The sequence below is a fragment of the Streptomyces sp. NPDC092952 genome, assembly GCF_044754785.1.
Lineage (GTDB): Bacteria > Actinomycetota > Actinomycetes > Streptomycetales > Streptomycetaceae > Streptomyces.
This window is the reverse complement of sequence record NZ_JBIVPT010000002.1, coordinates 595004-611812: the sequence shown is the minus strand read 5'-3', so window position 1 is coordinate 611812 and position 16809 is coordinate 595004. Positions and strand designations below refer to the sequence as shown.

Below are 16809 nucleotides of genomic sequence, written 5' to 3'. Positions count from 1 at the left end.
CGCGCGGTCTCTTCTGGCCTGGTGCAAGGGGGTTGGTCGGCCATTTCGGCAAGGAACGGGCAGGGAGGTGAAGTTGGCTTGAAATAGACGGTTGTGCATACGTGATTCGGTCAGTGAACCGGCGCACAACCCGGCTGAACAACCGCTTCTGTGCGCCCCCGGAGCAGGCAGGACGGTCGATTACGGGCAAGACGGCACCGGCGACACGCGGCGACTGGATTCCGCCCACGGGCCAGGTGTGTGTCTCCGGCCATGTGGCTGCCGGAAACGGGGTGCGCCGGGGGCGGGAGCGGGGCGGGCGGGCCGTGGCGGGCGCGGTGGGGCCCCTGGGGCGATCCGCCGTTCCGGAGGGGCGGGCGGCCGGCGCCGCGGGGCGCTTCGGGGCGTACGGGGGCCGGTGGCCGAACTCCGCGTCGGCGGGGTGACGCATTCGGCTGCGCGCGATCACCGAGAGGGACCGCCGGGGGGCTCGCGGCGTCGGTGTACGACACAGGTGCCATTGCCATCCGGGACCGCCTCGGGCATGCTCCGTGACACGTCGAGCGCGCTTTGCGCGGATCTGGGCGGTGGAGGAGTGGCGCCGTACCCTTGGGGGTAAGGGGTTGGGAAGATGATTCCCGGACACCGCAACACCGCCTGCTGACGCACCTTCCCCAGTCGCTCTCCTCACGAGGACTCTCTTCGCCGAGACATCGATGGCCGGTCACGAAATCCCCGAACCCGCCGACCGCAAGCAGGTAGCCGACCACCTGTCGGACCCGCTGGCGGTCGAAGAAGCACGTCATTCCTGCGATCCGGCCTTCCGCCACGGTGTGGTGGTCGGTTTCGACGGCTCGACCTCCAGTGAGCGGGCCCTCGCCTATGCCATCGGAATGGCCCGAAGATCGGGTTCCGGCCTGATCATCGTCCATGTCGCCAACCGGTTGCCCACCACGGTCTGGGCGGGCTGCGAACCGCCCGTCTTCGTCGATGTGCCCGACCACCGCACCGAGGTCCTCGGGCTGGAGCTCGCCTGCGCGGACTACCTCTCCGAGGTGCCCTGGGTGCTGGTCGAGCGCGGCGGGGACATCTGCCACGAGCTGGAGGAAGTCGGGCGGGAGTATTCGGCGGACGCCATCGTCGTGGGCTCCACGCACGGCGTCGTCGGCCGCATCTTCGGCTCGGTGGCCGGTCGCCTCGCACGGCGCGCGCAGCGCCCGGTCGTCGTCATTCCCTGATCCGTTCCCCTGATCCGTTCCCCGATCCGTTTGCCCGATTTGTTTCCCGAGTCATTCCCCGAGTCGTTCCCCGAACGGGCGTCGCCCCGCCGGTCCTGAGTCAACTCGTCCGTGGAGGCACGGTGTTGACGGACCGGCGGGGCGACGGCGCACGAGACGTACGGGTCCGGGGCGGGCGGGGCTACTCGACGGTGACGGACTTCGCCAGGTTGCGCGGCTTGTCGATGTCCCGGCCCATGGCCAGCGCCGTGTGGTATGCGAAGAGCTGGAGCGGGATGCCCATCAGGATCGGGTCCAGCTCGTTCTCGTTCTTCGGGACGACGATGGTGTGGTCGGCCTTCTCCTGCACCTGGTGGGCGACGGCGAGGATGCGGCCGTCCCGGGCCTTGATCTCCTCCAGCGCGGCCCGGTTCTTCTCCAGCAGGTCGTCGTCGGGCACGATCGCGACCGTCGGCATCGCGGGCTCGATCAGCGCCAGCGGCCCGTGTTTCAGCTCGGAGGCCGGGTACGCCTCGGCGTGGATGTACGAGACCTCCTTGAGCTTCAGCGACGCCTCGCGGGCGACCGGGTAGCCGCGCACCCGGCCGATGAACATCATCGACTTGGCGTCCGCGTACTCGGCGGCCATCCTCTTGATCTCGTCCTCGTTGGCGAGGATCTCGCTGATCTGGGCGGGGAGCTTGCGCAGCCCCTCGATGATCCGCTTGCCGTCGGCGACCGACAGGTCACGGATGCGGCCGAGGTGCAGGGCGAGCAGCGCGAAGGCGACGACCGTGTTGGTGAAGCACTTGGTGGAGACCACGCAGACCTCGGGGCCGGCGTGGACGTACGTACCGCCGTCGGCCTCGCGGGCGATGGCCGAGCCCACCACGTTGACGACGCCGAGCACCCGGGCGCCCTTGCGCTTGAGCTCCTGGACGGCGGCCAGTACGTCGTACGTCTCGCCGGACTGGGAGACCGCGACGTACAGCGTGTCCGGGTCGACGACCGGGTTGCGGTAGCGGAACTCGGAGGCCGGCTCGGCGTCCGCAGGGATGCGGGCCAGCTCCTCGATCAGCTGGGCGCCGATCTGGCCCGCGTGGTACGAGGTGCCGCAGCCCAGGATCTTGATCCGGCGGACCCCGCGCGCCTCGCGGGCGTCCAGGTTGAGGCCGCCCAGGTGCACGGTGGCGAACCGGTCGTCGATCCGGCCGCGCAGCACCCGGTCGACGGCGTCGGCCTGCTCGGAGATCTCCTTGTGCATGTACGTGTCGTGGCCGCCCATGTCGTACGACTCGGCCTCCCACTCCACGGTGGTCGGCGTGGCCGTCGTGGACGAGCCCTCCGTGGTGTACGTGCGGAAGTCGTCGGCCTTGAGAGTGGCCATCTCGCCGTCGTCCAGGGTCACGACCTGGCGGGTGTGGGCGACCAGCGCGGCGACGTCCGAGGCGACGAACATCTCCTTCTCGCCGATGCCGAGGACGACCGGGGAGCCGTTGCGGGCGACCACGATGCGGTCGTTGAAGTCGGCGTGCATGACGGCGATGCCGTACGTGCCCTCGACCGAGCGCAGCGCCTCGCGGACCTTCTCCTCCAGGGTGTCCGCCTCGGAGCGGGCGATCAGGTGGACCAGCACCTCGGTGTCGGTCTCGGAGAGGAAGACGACGCCGTCGGCGACGAGCTTGGCGCGCAGCTCGGAGGCGTTGTCGATGATCCCGTTGTGGACGACGGCGACCTTGTTGTCGGCGTCCAGGTGCGGGTGCGCGTTCTCGTCGCTCGGGGCGCCGTGGGTGGCCCAGCGGGTGTGGGCGATACCGGTGGTGCCGGTGAAGCGCTTGGGGACGCGGGCCTCCAGCTCGCGGACCCGGCCCTTCGCCTTCACCATCCGCAGCGCGGCGGGCTTCTGGGCCGTCGCCTTGCCGGTGATGACGATGCCCGCGGAGTCGTAACCCCGGTACTCCAGCCGCTGCAGCCCCTCCAGCAGCAGGGGAGCCACGTCGCGCTTCCCGATGTATCCGACGATTCCGCACATAGAGTCTCTGCCCCTCCGACGATGTGTTCCTGGTGCCCGTGCGCCCGTCCGCCCGCCCGTGGGCGGTGCGGCCGCTTCAGCCGTAGACGATGCGACGCAGCTGGCGGAGCGAGAGCTCCGGCGGCGCGACCGCGCGGTGCGGCAGCTCGGCCGCGATCCGTTCGAAGATCTCCGCGTTGACCAGGCCGCCGGACTGCAGCTCGCGGTGGCGGCGGCGGACGAAGTCCTCGGTGGTCTCGTCGAAGTACGCGAGCACGTCGAGGATCACCCGGGCGGCCTCACCGCGCTGGAGCGCGGTGCTGCGCACCAGGTGGTCGATGAGGTCGTCGTGCGACGGTCGGCGTTCGAGCACTCGTTGATACTGCGGTCGGCGGGACGCTTATGCAACAATCCTGCCCGATATCGGGCAGGGGTTGGTGTGATCGCGGTCTCGAAGACGGGACGGTGCGCCTGCCGGGGCCTACAGGCGCTTGAGTACGGCCTGCTTGGCGGCGGTGAACTCGTCGTCCGTGAGAACCCCGGCGCGGTGCAGGTCGCCGAGTTCGCGGAGCCTGCGCAGAAGTGCGTCGTGGTCGTCGTTCCCGGCCGGGGGCGCGATCGCCGAGGGCCCGGGACCGGCGTCGGTCAGGGCGTCCGGGCCGGTGCCGGTACCGGCACCGGCCGGGGTGCCGGGCAGCCTCACCAGGACCGCCGCCGCGACCAGTGCCGCCGTGTGCTCCTTCTTCGACAGCCCCCACAGGTCCAGCGAGTACGGGTCCTTCTCGGGCGGGAGGGGCGACGCCGGAACCCCGGCCCGGACGAAGCGGAGGTGTCCGTTCTCCAGGCCGATGGCGGGCATCCAGCGCACGTCCGTCACCTCCGCCACCGGGAACACCACCGGGCCGTGCGCGGTCTTGGCCTCGGACGCCTTCCAGTTCCAGGTGAGCCGGACCGTCTCCCCGTCGAAGGACGCCGTGCCGTCCCCGCCGCCACCGGCGACCGGCAGCGAGGGCCCCGGCAGCAGGAAGCCGTCGACCGGGCCGGTGGGCACCTGCTCGACCAGCAGGGCGTTGCGCACCGCGTCGACGAAGTACTCCGCCACCCCGTCGCGGTCCTTCTCCACGGCCAGCTGGTACGGGTCCGCCGCGCCCGTCAGCCGGCCGTCGGCGGCGCGCAGCACCGGGCACGCCCCGTCGCGCAGCCGCAACCGCAGCCGGCCGCCCTTGCGGTCCGGCTCGAAGGAGATGCCCGCCAGGGCGTCCAGCGGGACGACCCGTTCCCCGAGCGCCTCCCGGATCGGATGGATGCCCTTGCCCCGGCCGGGCACGATCCGTACCGCCTCGCCGTCGAAGGTCCAGGTCCCGTCGCGCTGGATGATGTCCGCCATGCCGTCGATTCTGTCAGCCCGCGCGGAAGGGGCTCAGGGGGCGGCCGTCCGCTCCCGGCCCCAGGCGGCCAGCGGGCGGAGCGCTTCGTTGAGGCGGGCGCCGTCCTCGGTCAGCGAGTACTCGACGCGGGGCGGGACCTCCTCGTACGAGACGCGGCGCACCACACCGTCCGCCTCCATCTCCCTCAGGTGGGAGGCGAGCACCTTCTCGGTGACCCCGGGCAGCTGCCGGCGCAGCTCGCCGAAGCGGAGGCGGGGGTGCTCGTGGAGCGCCCACAGGACGAGCACCTTCCACTTGCCGCCGATCACTTCCATCGCGGTGTCGATCCCGCAGACATGCCCTTCCGGCGTGCCCGGCCGGTTCAGCGTCGCCATGCCCCCACCCCTTCGACGTGCTTGCTCACCCGAGGGTAACCACCCACTCCGAAGTGCGTACTTGATCGTCTCCGTGGCGGCCAGCAGCCTCGACCCCATGACACAGCATCTGGTCGGGACGACCGAGAAGAAGACCGCCGGTACCTCCGGCGCGAAGACCCCCCTGACGCTGCTGGGCCTCGGCGCCATGGGGACGGCCCTGGCCCGGGCCTGGCTCGCCGAGGGGCATCCGCTCACCGTCTGGAACCGCACCCCCGCCCGTGCGGCCGCGCTCGTCGGCGAGGGTGCGCGGGCCGGGGACGATGCCGCCGAGGCGGTCGCGGCGAACCGGCTGGTCGTCGTCTGCCTGCTGGACGACGCCTCCGTGTCGGAAGCGCTCGACGGCACCGACCTGGCCGGCAAGGACCTGGTCAACCTGACCACCACCACCCCGGCCGAGGCCCGCGCCCGCGCCCGGTGGGCCCAGGAGCGCGGCGCCCGCTACCTGGACGGCGGGATCATGGCCGTCCCCCCGATGATCGGCGTCCCGGGCGCGGGCGGCTACATCCTCCACAGCGGCTCCCAGGAGCTGTTCGAGGAGCACCGGGAGACCCTGGGCGTCCCGGCCGGCGCCACCTGGGTCGGTACGGACCCGGGGTTCGCGGCCCTGTACGACATGGCCCTGCTCGGTGCGATGTACGGGATGTTCGCCGGGGCCGCGCACGCCTTCGCCCTGGTCCGGAAGGAGGACGTCGACCCCGTGGCGCTCGCCCCGCTGCTGGCCGACTGGCTCGTCGCGATGGCCCCGTCGGTGCACCGGACGGCCGCGAACCTGCGCAGCGGCGACTACACCGAGGGCGTGGTGTCCAACCTCGCCATGCAGGTGGCCGGTACGCCCGCCTTCCTGCGCGCCGCCGAGGAGCAGGGGGTGAGCGCGGAACTGCTCCGCCCCTACTTCGACCTGATGCGCCGCCGCCTGGCCGGGGGCGGCGGCGACGAGGACCTGACGGGGGTGGTCGACCTGCTGGTGCGCTGAGCCCGCCACCGGTCCCCGTCGCTCACCAGACCAGGACCCCGCCGCCCACGGACCGGGCGCGCAGGGCGGCGCGGGTGATGTTGGCGAGCCGGGCGGCCACGTAGTCCTCGGAGTAGCCGCTGTGCTCGGCGAGCCGGGCCGTGTGTTCGCGCAGCAGCGCGCACTCGGCCAGGAAGTCCTCGACGTCCTCCGGCTGTACGGAGAGGTTGCCGTCGGCCAGTTCCGGGAGGAACCGGGCGCCGAGGGCCCGCGCGCACTCCGAGCCCCAGAGCCTGGTCCGGGTCCGTTCGAACCCGGCCATGTCGCCGCCGTCCTCGGGGTCGTCGAGCAGCCGCTGCCGGCCGGTCTCGTCGTGGACGAAGGTGTGGACGAGCAGGGTCATGCCCCGAACTCCGCCCGGCAGTCGTCGAGCCCCTCGACGGTGACCTCGATGCTCCGGCACTCCTCCCAGCGGGCGCGGTCGATCCGCAGCCGCTGCAGGGTGTAGGGGACGTCGCGGACGGCGGTGACCGAGAGGCCGTCCGGCAGGTAGCCCAGCCGGCGCGACACGCCCAGCGAGCGGGCGTTGTCGGTCATCGCGGCCGACACCGCGCTCCGGGCCCCGAGGCCCGCGAAGGCGAGATGCAGGACGGCGGCGCGCATCTCGGTACCGAGGCCCCGGCCCTGGTGAGCGAGGCCCAGCCACGACCCGGAGGCGACCTCGCCGGTGACCGCGAAGTTCCTCGCCGTCAGGTCCTGGCGCCCGACCGCCCTGCCCTCGTGCAGCACGGCGAGGCCGAGTGCCCAGTTCTGGGGCGACCAGTCGGCGACGGTGTGCAGCACGTGCTGGAAGGTGGCCCGGGCACGTCCGGCGGGCGGCGCGTCCGTCCAGGGCATCGTGAACGGCGTCTCGCCCGGGGCGTGCACCCCGTCGGCCGCGACCGAGGCGAGGTCGTCGAGCAGCTCCAGGTCCGGGAGGCGCAGCTCCAGGCGGGGCGTGCGGAGGCGGAGCCCGTACAGGGGCCAGTGCTGTGGCGTCATGTCCGGACTCTGCCGGGCGCGGGGCCGCGCTGTCGAACGGATTCCGGCGGCCGGCCCCGGGCCCCGCGGGTGTCAGGGGCGCGGCCAGGGGCGGCCGGCCAGGCGCTCGATGTCGGTGTTGAAACGGCGCAGGTAGGCGGCGAAACCGGAGATGTCCTCGTCCGACCAGTCGGTCATGACCCGCTCCAGGGAGTCGACGATGCCCTCGCGCTCCGCGTCGAGCGTGCGGGCGCCCTCCTCGGTGATCCGGAACTTGCGGGCCATGCCGCCCGAGGGGTCCGGGATGCGCTCCACGAGCCCGGCGCGCATGGCCGCCGCGGTCTGCCGGTTGAGGGTGGACGCGTCGAGCCCGAAGGCGTCGCTGAGCTCGCCGATCGACATCGGCCCCTGGACCCGGATGCGGCTGAGCAGGACGTAGGCGCTGTGGTCCATCAGGCCGCCCTTGCGCCGCCCGCCCTTGTTCCGCAGCAGGCTGTGGCGGCTGAGGAGCATCTGCTCGTACTCGACCTCATGGGTGGGCCTGGTCATGTGTGCCTGCCGTCTTCCCTCGTCGCCGCGGTGTCCGGATGTCCGGGGCCCCGGTGTTTCGTCGGCGTCCGATGGGTCACGGAGGCCGACTCCCATTCTCCCACAGGCTATGTAGCCTACACATAACATGCAGGATGCATTGAGTGTGTACGATACATAGCCTTCTTCCCGATACACACCCGAGGAGTCCCGGATGGGCGCGCCCCAGCCATCAACTCGCAGCGGCGGCATCGTCGCCACCCTGGCCATCGCCGGTGTCACGGCGGCGATCATGCAGACCCTGGTCACCCCGCTCATCGCCGAGCTGCCGCAGATCCTGAGCACCACCCCCTCGAACGCGGCCTGGGTGATCACCGTCACCCTGCTGGTCTCCGCCGTCTGCGTGCCCGTCTCCGGCCGGCTGGGCGACATGGTCGGCAAGCGGCGGATGCTCCTCGTCTGCTCCGTGCCGCTGATAGCCGGTTCGGTGGTGTGCGCGCTGTCGTCGTCCGTCGTCCCGATGATCGTCGGACGCGGCCTCCAGGGCATGGGCATGGGCGTCCTGCCGCTGGGCATCGCGCTGCTGCGCGACGTGGTCCCGGCGGAGAAGCTCAGCTCCTCCATCGCGCTGGTCAGCGCCTCCATGGGTATCGGCGGCGCCCTTGGCCTGCCGATCGCCGCGGCGGTCGCCCAGTACACCAACTGGCGGGTGCTCTTCTGGGGCTCGGCCGGCCTGGCCGCCGTGGTCGCGGCGCTGATCTGGTTCCTGATCCCCGACGTCCCGGCCGGGGCCAAGGGGCAGCGGTTCGACCTGCTCGGCGCGCTCGGCCTCGGGGCGGGCCTGGTCTGCCTGCTGCTCGCGGTGTCCAAGGGCGCGGACTGGGGCTGGGGCTCGGCCACGACGCTCGGCCTGTTCGTCGCCGCGGTGGTCGTGCTGCTCGCCTGGGGCGTGTGGGAGCTGCGTACCCGTGACCCGCTGGTCGACCTGCGCACCACCGCCCGCCCCCGGGTGCTGATGACCAACCTCGCCTCGGTCTTCGTCGGCTTCGGCATGTACGCCACCATGCTGATCTCGCCGCAGCTCCTCCAGTTCCCCTCCGAGACCGGCTACGGGCTCGGCCAGTCGATGCTCGCGGCGGGTCTGTGGATGGCGCCCGGCGGCATCATGATGATGATCGTCTCCCCGCTCGGCGGAAAGCTCATCGACGCCCGGGGCCCGAAGTTCACCCTGGTCTGCGGCATCCTCGTCATCGCGGTCGGCTACGGCCTGGCGCTGGTGCTGATGGGCTCCGCGTGGGGCCTGATGGTGGTCGGCATGGTGACCAGCAGCGGCGTCGGCCTGGCGTACGGCTCGATGCCCGCGCTGATCATGGGCTCGGTCCCGCTGTCGGAGACCGCCGCCGCCAACGGCTTCAACACGCTGATGCGCTCGCTCGGCACGTCGATCGGCGCCGCGGTGGTCGGCGTGGTCCTCTCCCAGATGACCGTCACCATGGGCGGCTACACCCTCACCTCGGAGAACGGCTTCCGTACCGGGCTCATGGTCGGCTGCGGCGTCGCCCTGGTCGCGGCCGCCGTCGCCGCCCTCATCCCGGCCATGCGCCGCACCGGTGAGGACGCCGACGCCACGCCCGAACCGGCCCCGGCCAAGGTCTGACCCGCGACTCGCTTACCGCCGCCGCCCGTTCCCCGCACAAGTGGGGGACGGGCGGCGGCGGTTCCCGGTAACGTGGCGATCTTCGGACGGCGCAGGCCCCGGAGTCCCGAAGGCGAATCGCGCCCATGACCCCCTTGCCCTCCTCCGCCACGCATTCCGCCCGCCGCCTCGACGCCGCGCTGGACGGACTCGCGGTCACCTTCCGCGGCATGACCGCCCACCCCGACGAGCACAACTGCGTGTGCCACTGGGGCAGCGCCGAAGAACTGGCCCTGCTCAAGGTCCCGGACGTGGAGCTCGACCACGACCTCCTCCGACGCACCTGGCAGGCCCCCGACTGGAGCGACCACCCGGCGGTGCTGCGGCGGATCCTCCCGCAGTTCGCCCGGGGCCTTGTTGCGGGCCGGGCCGAACACTTCCTCGGCCCGGAGGAGATCGGCCGCTCCTTCGACCGGGGCCGCTGGCAGGGGTGGCCGAAGGAGCAGGCCGCTTCGGTGGCGGAGTTCCTCCACGCCTGGTGGGACCACGTGCTCACCGACCCGGCCCCGCCGGTTCCGGCCCATGAACTCCTCGTCGTGGTCACCGAGGCGTCCGGCACGCCCACCCCGTGGCTCGCCCACTGGGAGACACGGACCGGAGCCGTCGCCACCCGGCACCTCGCCCGGGCCGCCGCCGACTGGGAGCGCGACCTCCTCGGCGACGAACTCCCCTGGAGTGCCTGGGACGACGAGGACGACAAGCGCGCCACCCTGACGGCCTGGCTGCTCGACCACGCCCGGCCCCGCCTCGCCGCCCACGACGCGCCCGACGAACTGCTCCACCGCCTGCGCCTGCTCGGCCTCACCGGCCCCGCCCGCTGGGAGGACCCGCACTGGCCCGGCCACCGCTACTGACGGCCGTGGCCGCGCGGCCGTCGGCGGGGTGACGGCGGGGCACGGCGGTTTCCGGCGGGATACGTCCCGGTGGTGCGGTACAAAGGGACGGAATCCATGGCGCCGCCCTCGATGCGACGAGGTGACAGCAGTGGCGAGCATGGGCCGCGTCCCGGGGCTCCCGGGTGCGGTCGCGCTGTACGAGGGGGCGGGTGCTCCCTTCGCGGGGTCGGTACGGGCCCGTCGCGAGCAGCCCACGAGCCTCGATCCGTCGATTCGAGCAGGAGGTTCGGTCATGCGGTCACGCATCACCCTGGTGGCCACCGTCGGCCTGGGATGCGCCCTGGTGGGGGCGGTGTCCGCCCCGGCGTTCGCCGGTCCGCAGGTGCAGTTCAAGAACGTGGCCACGGGCAGATGCCTGGACAGCAACGACGCGGGCAGGGTCTACACGCTCGGCTGCAACGGCGGCGGCAACCAGCACTGGACGGTGCGGCTCGACGACACCGGCGGTGGCGAGCTCAAGGACGTGGCGACGGGCAGGTGCCTGGACAGCAACGGCGCCGGTGACGTCTACGCGCTCGGCTGCAACGGCGGCGGCAACCAGCGCTGGACGCCGCAGGAATCGGGCGCCGGCGTCGTGGTGTGGAAGAACGTCGCCACCGGCAAGTGCCTGGACAGCAACGGCTCGGGCAGGGTCTACACACTGGGCTGCAACGACGGCGGCAACCAGCGCTGGAGGTAACGGCCCCCGGAGCCGTACGCGGACGACGGGGGCGGGCCTCCGCAGAGGTCCCGCCCCCGTCCTGTCGCGCCGGCTCAGGCCGGGAGGCCCAGCTCCCGGGCGATCAGCATGCGTTGCACCTCGCTCGTGCCCTCGCCGATCTCCAGGATCTTGGAGTCGCGCCACATGCGGGCCACCGGGTACTCGTTCATGAACCCGTAGCCGCCGTGGATCTGGGTGGCCTCGCGGGCGTTGTCCACGGCCACCGTGGAGGAGTACAGCTTGGCGATGGCCGCCTCCTTCTTGAACGGCTCGCCCGCCAGCATCCGCGAGGCGGCGTCGCGCCAGCCGATACGGGCCATGTGGGCGCGCATCTCCATGTCGGCGATCTTGAACTGGATGGCCTGGTTGGTGCCGATCGGCTTGCCGAACGCGTGACGCTCGGCCGCGTACTTCACCGACTCGTCCACACAGCCCTGCGCCAGCCCCGTGGAGAGCGCGGCGATGGCGATCCGGCCCTCGTCCAGGATGCGCAGGAACTGGGCGTAGCCCCGGCCCTCCTCGCCCAGCAGGTTCTCCAGCGGCACGCGGACGTCGGAGAAGGACAGCTCGCGGGTGTCCGAGGAGTTCCAGCCGACCTTGGAGTACGGGGCGGCGACGGTGAAGCCGGGGGTGCCGGACGGCACGATGATCGAGGAGATCAGCGGCCGCCCGTCGGGCTTGCGGCCGGTCACCGCCGTCACCGTGACCAGCTCCGTGATGTCCGTGCCGGAGTTGGTGATGAAGCACTTCGAGCCGTTGATCACCCACTCGCCGGCCGCCTCGTCGCGCACGGCCGTCGTGCGCGTGCCGCCCGCGTCCGAGCCGCCGTCCGGCTCGGTCAGGCCGAAGGCGCCCAGCGCCTCGCCCGAGCAGAGCCTCGGCAGCCAGCGCCGCTTCTGCTCCTCCGTACCGAAGCGGAACACCGGCATCGCGCCGAGCGAGACCCCGGCCTCCAGGGTGATCGCCACCGACGAGTCGACCCGGGCCAGCTCCTCCAGGGCGATCCCCAGGGCGAGGTAGTCGCCGCCCATGCCGCCGTACTCCTCCGGGAACGGCAGCCCGAACAGGCCCATCCGCCCCATCTCCCGCACGATCTCGTACGGGAACTCGTGCCGTTCGTAGAGGTCGCCGATCTTCGGCGCGACGACGTCGTGCGCGAACTCCTCGACGGTGCGCCGCAGTTCCTCGTGTTCGGCGGTCAGCCGGTGGTCCAGGGACATGGCAGGGTCACTCCTTGTGGGACTGGGGACGGGGTGCCTATCGCACCGAGAGCGCGCGGACGGTACGGGACGGGCTGGGGCGGCCCAGGCGGTCGGCGAGCCACACGCTGGTGGCGGTGAGCGCGTCGAGATCGACCCCGGTCTCGATGCCGAGGCCCTGGAGCATCCACACCAGGTCCTCGGTGGCGAGGTTCCCGGTGGCGCTCTTCGCGTACGGGCAGCCGCCGAGGCCGCCCGCGGAGGCGTCCACGGTGGTCACGCCGTGCTGGAGGGCGGCGAGGGTGTTCGACAGGGCCTGGCCGTACGTGTCGTGGAAGTGCACCCCGATGACGTCGGTGCCCACCCCCTCCTCGTTCAGCTCGGCGAGCAGGGTCTGCACGTGGCCGGGGGTGGCGACCCCGATGGTGTCGCCGAGGGACAGCTCGTCGCAGCCGAGGTCCATCAGCGCCTTGGCGACCCGCACCACCTGGTGGACCGGAACGGGCCCCTCCCAGGGGTCGCCGAAGCACATCGACAGGTAGCCGCGCACATGGACGTCGTCGGCCTTGGCGCGGGCGACGACCGGCTCGAACATCGCCAGCGACTCGTCGACCGTGCGGTTCAGGTTGCGGGAGGCGAACGTCTCCGTCGCCGAACCGAACACGGCGATCCGGCGCGCCCCGAGCGCCAGCGCCCGCTCCAGCCCCCGCTCGTTGGGGACGAGGACCGGCAGGGCGACCCCGTCGAGGTCCGCGAGACGGGGGAACAGGTCCTCCGCGTCGGCCAGTTGGGGCACCCACTTGGGGTGCACGAAGCTGGTGGCCTCGACGGTGGTGAGCCCGGCGGCGGCCAGCCGGTGGATGAACTCCGCCTTCACCTCGGTCGGTACGACGGACTTCTCGTTCTGCAGCCCGTCGCGGGCGCCGACCTCGTGGATCCGGACCCGGGCGGGCAGGTCCTGCGCCGGTACGGTCATGGGCAGGGTGCGCGCGTCGCTCGTCATGCTTCCTCCCCGGAGGGCTCGGCGGGGGCTTCGGCGGGGGTGACCACGGCCAGGATCTGGTCCATGGCGACGGTGGCGCCGGGGACGACGTCCAGCTCGGTCACCGTCCCGGCGTGCGGGGCGGAGATGACGTGCTCCATCTTCATCGCCTCCACCACCAGCAGGCTCTGCCCGGCCGCGACCGCGTCCCCGACCGCCACCTTCACCACCGTGACCGTGCCGGGCATGGGCGCGGCGAGGGTGTCCGCCCCGGAGCGGCCCGCCCCGGACAGGGACGCCTCCACCGGGTCGTGGTCCTGGACGTACCAGCTGTCGCCGTCCCGGCCGAGCCACACCCCTTCGGGGGTGGCGGCATGGGTGAACGCGTGGGTGGCACCGGCGAGTTCGAAGGCGATCCGGCCCTCGGAGATCCGGACCGCGCGGGCCGTCTCCCGGCCGCCGGGCAGCGGGGCGAGCGGCCCGCAGCACCCCGTGTCCGGCTGCGGCGGCTCCGCGCCCTCGCCGACATGGCCGAAGCACAGCACCGTGGCGCCCGCCTCGTCGGGCCGGGAGCGCAGCGACACCTGCACCGGGTCGTGGCCCGGGAGCCGGAAGTCGAGCACCGTACGGGCCGGGGTGCCGCCGAGCCGCCAGCCGCTCGCCACCGAGAACGGGTCGACCCAGCCGGTGGCGTCGGCCGGCCCGGCGGCGCCGGAGCGGGCGGAACGCAGCAGCGCCGCCGCCGCGTACACCTCCTCGGGCACCCCGTCCGGGACCAGTCCGGCCGCCTCGCGCTCCACCAGGCCGGTGTCCAGCTCGCCCGCCGCGACCGCCGGGTGGGCGAGCAGCCGGCGCAGGAACCCGGCGTTGGTCGGCACGCCGAGCACCGCCGTCCCCGCGAGCGCCGCCCGCAGCCGGCGCAGGGCGGTGGCCCGGTCGGGCCCGTACGCGATGACCTTCGACAGCATCGGGTCGTAGAGGCTGCCGACCTCGCCGCCCTCGGCGAGCCCGGAGTCCGTGCGCACCCCGTGTCCCTGCGGTTCGTGCAGGGCGAGGACCGTGCCGCCGGAGGGCAGGAAGCCGCGCGCCGGGTCCTCGGCGCAGATCCGGGCCTCGACCGCGTGGCCGGTGAGCGCGATGTCGGCCTGGGCGAGGGGGAGCGGTTCGCCGGCCGCGACCCGCAGCTGCCACTCCACCAGGTCCAGGCCGGTGACCAGCTCGGTCACCGGGTGTTCGACCTGGAGGCGGGTGTTCATCTCCATGAAGAAGTACGCGCCCGGGTCGTCGCCCGGGACGATGAACTCGACCGTGCCCGCGCCGACGTAGCCGCAGGAGCGGGCCGCCTGCACGGCCGCCTCGCCCATCGCCGCCCGGGTCGCCGCGTCGAGCAGGACCGACGGCGCCTCCTCGATGATCTTCTGGTGGCGGCGCTGGAGCGAGCACTCCCGCTCGCCGAGGTGGACCACGTTGCCGTGGGCGTCGGCCAGCACCTGGATCTCGATGTGCCGGGGCCGGTCGACCCACCGCTCCACCAGCAGGGTGTCGTCGCCGAACGAGGCCCGTGCCTCGCGCCGGGCCGCCGCGATCTCGTCGCCGAGCAGCGCCTCGTCGCGCACCAGCCGCATGCCCTTGCCGCCGCCGCCCGCCGAGGGCTTCAGCAGCACCGGCGTACCGATCTCCCGTGCCGCGTCGACCAGTTGGGCGTCGGTGAGGCCGCTGCCCGAGGAGCCGGGCACCACCGGGACACCGGCCGCCGAGACCGTCTCCTTGGCCCGGATCTTGTCGCCCATCAGCGTGATCGCGGCGGCGGGCGGTCCGATGAAGACCAGCCCCGCCTCGGCGCACGCCCGCGCGAACGCGGCGTTCTCGGCGAGGAACCCGTAGCCGGGGTGGACGGCCTGCGCGCCGGAGCGGCGGGCCGCGTCCAGCAGCGCGGGGACGTGCAGATAGCTCTGCGCGGCCGGGGCGGGCCCGATCCGTACGGCGGTGTCGGCCTCCCGGACGTGCCGGGCGTCGGCGTCCGCGTCGCTGAAGACGGCGACCGAGCGGATGCCCAGCTCCCGCAGCGTGCGGATGACCCGTACCGCGATCTCGCCGCGGTTGGCGACCAGGACCGTGTCGAACATCGTCATCTGTTCCTCACATCCGGAAGACGCCGAAGCCGGCGTCGCCCAGGGGGGCGTTGGCGCAGGCGGTCAGGGCGAGACCCAGTACCTGCCGGGTCTCCATCGGGTCGATCACACCGTCGTCCCAGAGCCGGGCCGTGGCGTAGTAGGCGTTGCCCTGGGTCTCGTACTGCTCGCGGATCGGCGCCTTGAACGCCTCCTCGTCGGCCGCGCTCCAGTCGTCGCCGAGCTGGTCGCGCTTGACCGTCGCGAGGACGGAGGCGGCCTGCTCGCCGCCCATGACGGAGATCTTCGCGTTGGGCCACATCCACAGGAAGCGGGGGGAGTAGGCCCGGCCGCACATGGAGTAGTTGCCCGCCCCGTACGAACCGCCGACGACGACGGTCAGCTTCGGGACGCGGGTGCAGGCGACCGCCGTGACCATCTTGGCGCCGTGCTTGGCGATGCCGCCGGCCTCGTAGTCGCGCCCCACCATGAACCCGGAGATGTTCTGCAGGAAGACCAGCGGGATGCCGCGCTGGTCGCACAGCTCGATGAAGTGGGCGCCCTTCTGGGCGGACTCGGAGAACAGGATGCCGTTGTTGGCGACGATCCCGACCGGGTGGCCGTGGATGTGGGCGAAGCCGGTGACCAGCGTCGTGCCGTACTCGGCCTTGAACTCGGCGAACCGCGAACCGTCCACCACCCGGGCGATCACCTCCCGCACGTCGTACGGGGTCCGGGAGTCGACCGGGACGGCGCCGTAGAGTCCGGCGGGGTCGGCCTTCGGTGCCTCGACGGGGCGCACGGACCACGGCAGCGCGCCCCGGTCCGGCAGGGTGCCCACGATGTTGCGCACGATCCGCAGCGCGTGCGCGTCGTCCTCCGCGAGATGGTCGGTCACCCCGGACGTACGGGAGTGGACCTCGCCGCCGCCGAGCTCCTCGGCCGTCACGACCTCGCCGGTCGCGGCCTTCACCAGCGGCGGGCCGCCCAGGAAGATCGTGCCCTGGTTGCGGACGATCACGGCCTCGTCGCTCATCGCGGGGACGTACGCGCCGCCCGCCGTGCAGGAGCCCATGACCGCCGCGATCTGCGGGATCCCGGCCCCGGACATCCGGGCCTGGTTGTAGAAGATCCGCCCGAAGTGCTCCCGGTCGGGGAAGACCTCGTCCTGCATCGGCAGGAAGGCCCCGCCGGAGTCGACGAGGTAGAGGCAGGGGAGACGGTTCTCCAGCGCCACCTCCTGGGCGCGCAGATGCTTCTTCACCGTCATCGGGTAGTACGTGCCGCCCTTGACCGTGGCGTCGTTGGCGACGATCACGCACTCCCGGCCGCTCACCCGGCCGATCCCGGAGATCACCCCGGCCGCCGGGGCGGCGCCCCCGTACAGCCCCTCGGCCGCCAGCGGAGCCAGCTCCAGGAACGGGGAGCCCGGATCGAGCAGGGCGTCCACCCGGTCCCTGGGCAGGAGCTTGCCGCGCGCCACATGCCGGGCGCGGGCCCGCTCACCTCCGCCGAGCCTGGCCCTGGCGAGCCGCTCGCGCAGCTCGTCGACGAGTGCGTGATGCGCCGCCTCGTTGGCCTTCCAGGCCTCGGAGGCGGGATCGGCCGCGCTCGCCAGCACCGGTGCCTGCTGCATCGTGTCGAGCCCCCTTGCCCGTACCGCAGTGGTTAGTGAACGTTAACGTCCGTTCTTCAGGTTAACGTTCGCTAACCC

16 protein-coding genes are annotated in these 16809 nt (G+C 72.5%); 5 read left to right on the top strand and 11 right to left on the bottom strand.

Translation table 11 applies throughout. The features are described 5' to 3' along the window. The first annotated feature begins 695 nt into the window (after positions 1-695). Entirely contained in the window at positions 696-1217 is a 522-nt protein-coding gene (locus ACIQGQ_RS06625) for a universal stress protein (protein WP_352273826.1), read from the top strand. Between the two features lie 181 nt (positions 1218-1398). On the opposite strand, the gene glmS is transcribed toward ACIQGQ_RS06625, so the two are convergent. The 4 genes from glmS to ACIQGQ_RS06605 all read right to left on the bottom strand — a co-directional run bounded on the left by glmS (position 1399) and on the right by ACIQGQ_RS06605 (position 4969). Further along, positions 1399-3228 carry a glutamine--fructose-6-phosphate transaminase (isomerizing) gene (gene glmS / locus ACIQGQ_RS06620; protein ID WP_402391492.1) on the bottom strand — a complete coding sequence of 610 codons (1830 nt, stop codon included), beginning with the start codon at positions 3226-3228 and terminating at the stop codon, positions 1399-1401. A 76-nt stretch (positions 3229-3304) separates the two neighbouring features. Then, positions 3305-3580 (bottom strand): hypothetical protein, encoded by a 276-nt coding sequence (locus tag ACIQGQ_RS06615; RefSeq protein ID WP_365245908.1) that lies wholly within the window; start codon positions 3578-3580, stop codon positions 3305-3307. Between the two features lie 108 nt (positions 3581-3688). Beyond that, entirely contained in the window at positions 3689-4594 is a 906-nt protein-coding gene (locus tag ACIQGQ_RS06610) for a DUF4429 domain-containing protein (RefSeq protein ID WP_402391489.1), read from the bottom strand. Between the two features lie 33 nt (positions 4595-4627). Then, the gene (locus ACIQGQ_RS06605; RefSeq protein ID WP_402391486.1) at positions 4628-4969 is read right to left on the bottom strand and encodes a winged helix-turn-helix transcriptional regulator; all 342 of its coding nucleotides are present in this window, start codon (positions 4967-4969) and stop codon (positions 4628-4630) included. Positions 4970-5066: 97 nt separating this feature from the next. Between ACIQGQ_RS06605 and ACIQGQ_RS06600 the strand changes: the two genes are divergently transcribed. Continuing rightward, entirely contained in the window at positions 5067-5984 is a 918-nt protein-coding gene (locus ACIQGQ_RS06600; protein WP_402391483.1) for an NAD(P)-dependent oxidoreductase, read from the top strand. 22 nt (positions 5985-6006) lie between these two features. Here ACIQGQ_RS06600 and ACIQGQ_RS06595 read toward each other — a convergent pair whose 3' ends face one another. The 3 genes from ACIQGQ_RS06595 to ACIQGQ_RS06585 all read right to left on the bottom strand — a co-directional run bounded on the left by ACIQGQ_RS06595 (position 6007) and on the right by ACIQGQ_RS06585 (position 7532). Next, positions 6007-6366: a hypothetical protein gene (locus ACIQGQ_RS06595; RefSeq protein WP_402391480.1), complete on the bottom strand. Its 360-nt coding sequence runs from the start codon at positions 6364-6366 to the stop codon at positions 6007-6009. Further along, the gene (locus ACIQGQ_RS06590; RefSeq protein WP_402391478.1) at positions 6363-7004 is read right to left on the bottom strand and encodes a GNAT family N-acetyltransferase; all 642 of its coding nucleotides are present in this window, start codon (positions 7002-7004) and stop codon (positions 6363-6365) included. The genes ACIQGQ_RS06595 and ACIQGQ_RS06590 overlap by 4 nt, the downstream gene beginning before the upstream one ends. Before the next feature lie 72 nt (positions 7005-7076). Next, positions 7077-7532, bottom strand: coding sequence for a MarR family transcriptional regulator (locus ACIQGQ_RS06585; protein ID WP_352273834.1), 456 nt, complete (start codon positions 7530-7532; stop codon positions 7077-7079). Between the two features lie 193 nt (positions 7533-7725). Here ACIQGQ_RS06585 and ACIQGQ_RS06580 point away from each other — a divergent pair, with 193 nt between their 5' ends. From ACIQGQ_RS06580 to ACIQGQ_RS06570, 3 genes are all read left to right on the top strand, one after another. Beyond that, positions 7726-9168, top strand: a complete 1443-nt coding sequence (locus tag ACIQGQ_RS06580; protein ID WP_402391474.1) for an MFS transporter — start codon at positions 7726-7728, stop codon at positions 9166-9168. Positions 9169-9293: 125 nt separating this feature from the next. Continuing rightward, complete coding sequence (locus ACIQGQ_RS06575; protein WP_402391472.1) at positions 9294-10061, top strand: hypothetical protein; 768 nt, start codon at positions 9294-9296, stop codon at positions 10059-10061. Between the two features lie 274 nt (positions 10062-10335). Then, complete coding sequence (locus ACIQGQ_RS06570) at positions 10336-10782, top strand: RICIN domain-containing protein (RefSeq protein WP_402391469.1); 447 nt, start codon at positions 10336-10338, stop codon at positions 10780-10782. 74 nt (positions 10783-10856) lie between these two features. Here the strand turns inward: ACIQGQ_RS06570 and ACIQGQ_RS06565 are convergent, their stop codons facing one another. From ACIQGQ_RS06565 to ACIQGQ_RS06550, 4 genes are read right to left on the bottom strand one after another with little or no spacing between them, the layout of a single operon-like run. Next, on the bottom strand, positions 10857-12023 hold the full coding sequence (locus ACIQGQ_RS06565) for an acyl-CoA dehydrogenase family protein (protein ID WP_402391466.1): 1167 nt from the start codon (positions 12021-12023) through the stop codon (positions 10857-10859). A gap of 37 nt (positions 12024-12060) precedes the next feature. Continuing rightward, positions 12061-13005: a hydroxymethylglutaryl-CoA lyase gene (locus ACIQGQ_RS06560; protein WP_366296938.1), complete on the bottom strand. Its 945-nt coding sequence runs from the start codon at positions 13003-13005 to the stop codon at positions 12061-12063. After that, positions 13002-15116 (bottom strand): acetyl/propionyl/methylcrotonyl-CoA carboxylase subunit alpha, encoded by a 2115-nt coding sequence (locus tag ACIQGQ_RS06555; RefSeq protein ID WP_402391463.1) that lies wholly within the window; start codon positions 15114-15116, stop codon positions 13002-13004. The genes ACIQGQ_RS06560 and ACIQGQ_RS06555 overlap by 4 nt, the downstream gene beginning before the upstream one ends. Before the next feature lie 7 nt (positions 15117-15123). Beyond that, positions 15124-16731, bottom strand: coding sequence for a carboxyl transferase domain-containing protein (locus ACIQGQ_RS06550; protein WP_402391461.1), 1608 nt, complete (start codon positions 16729-16731; stop codon positions 15124-15126). Positions 16732-16809 lie beyond the last annotated feature (78 nt).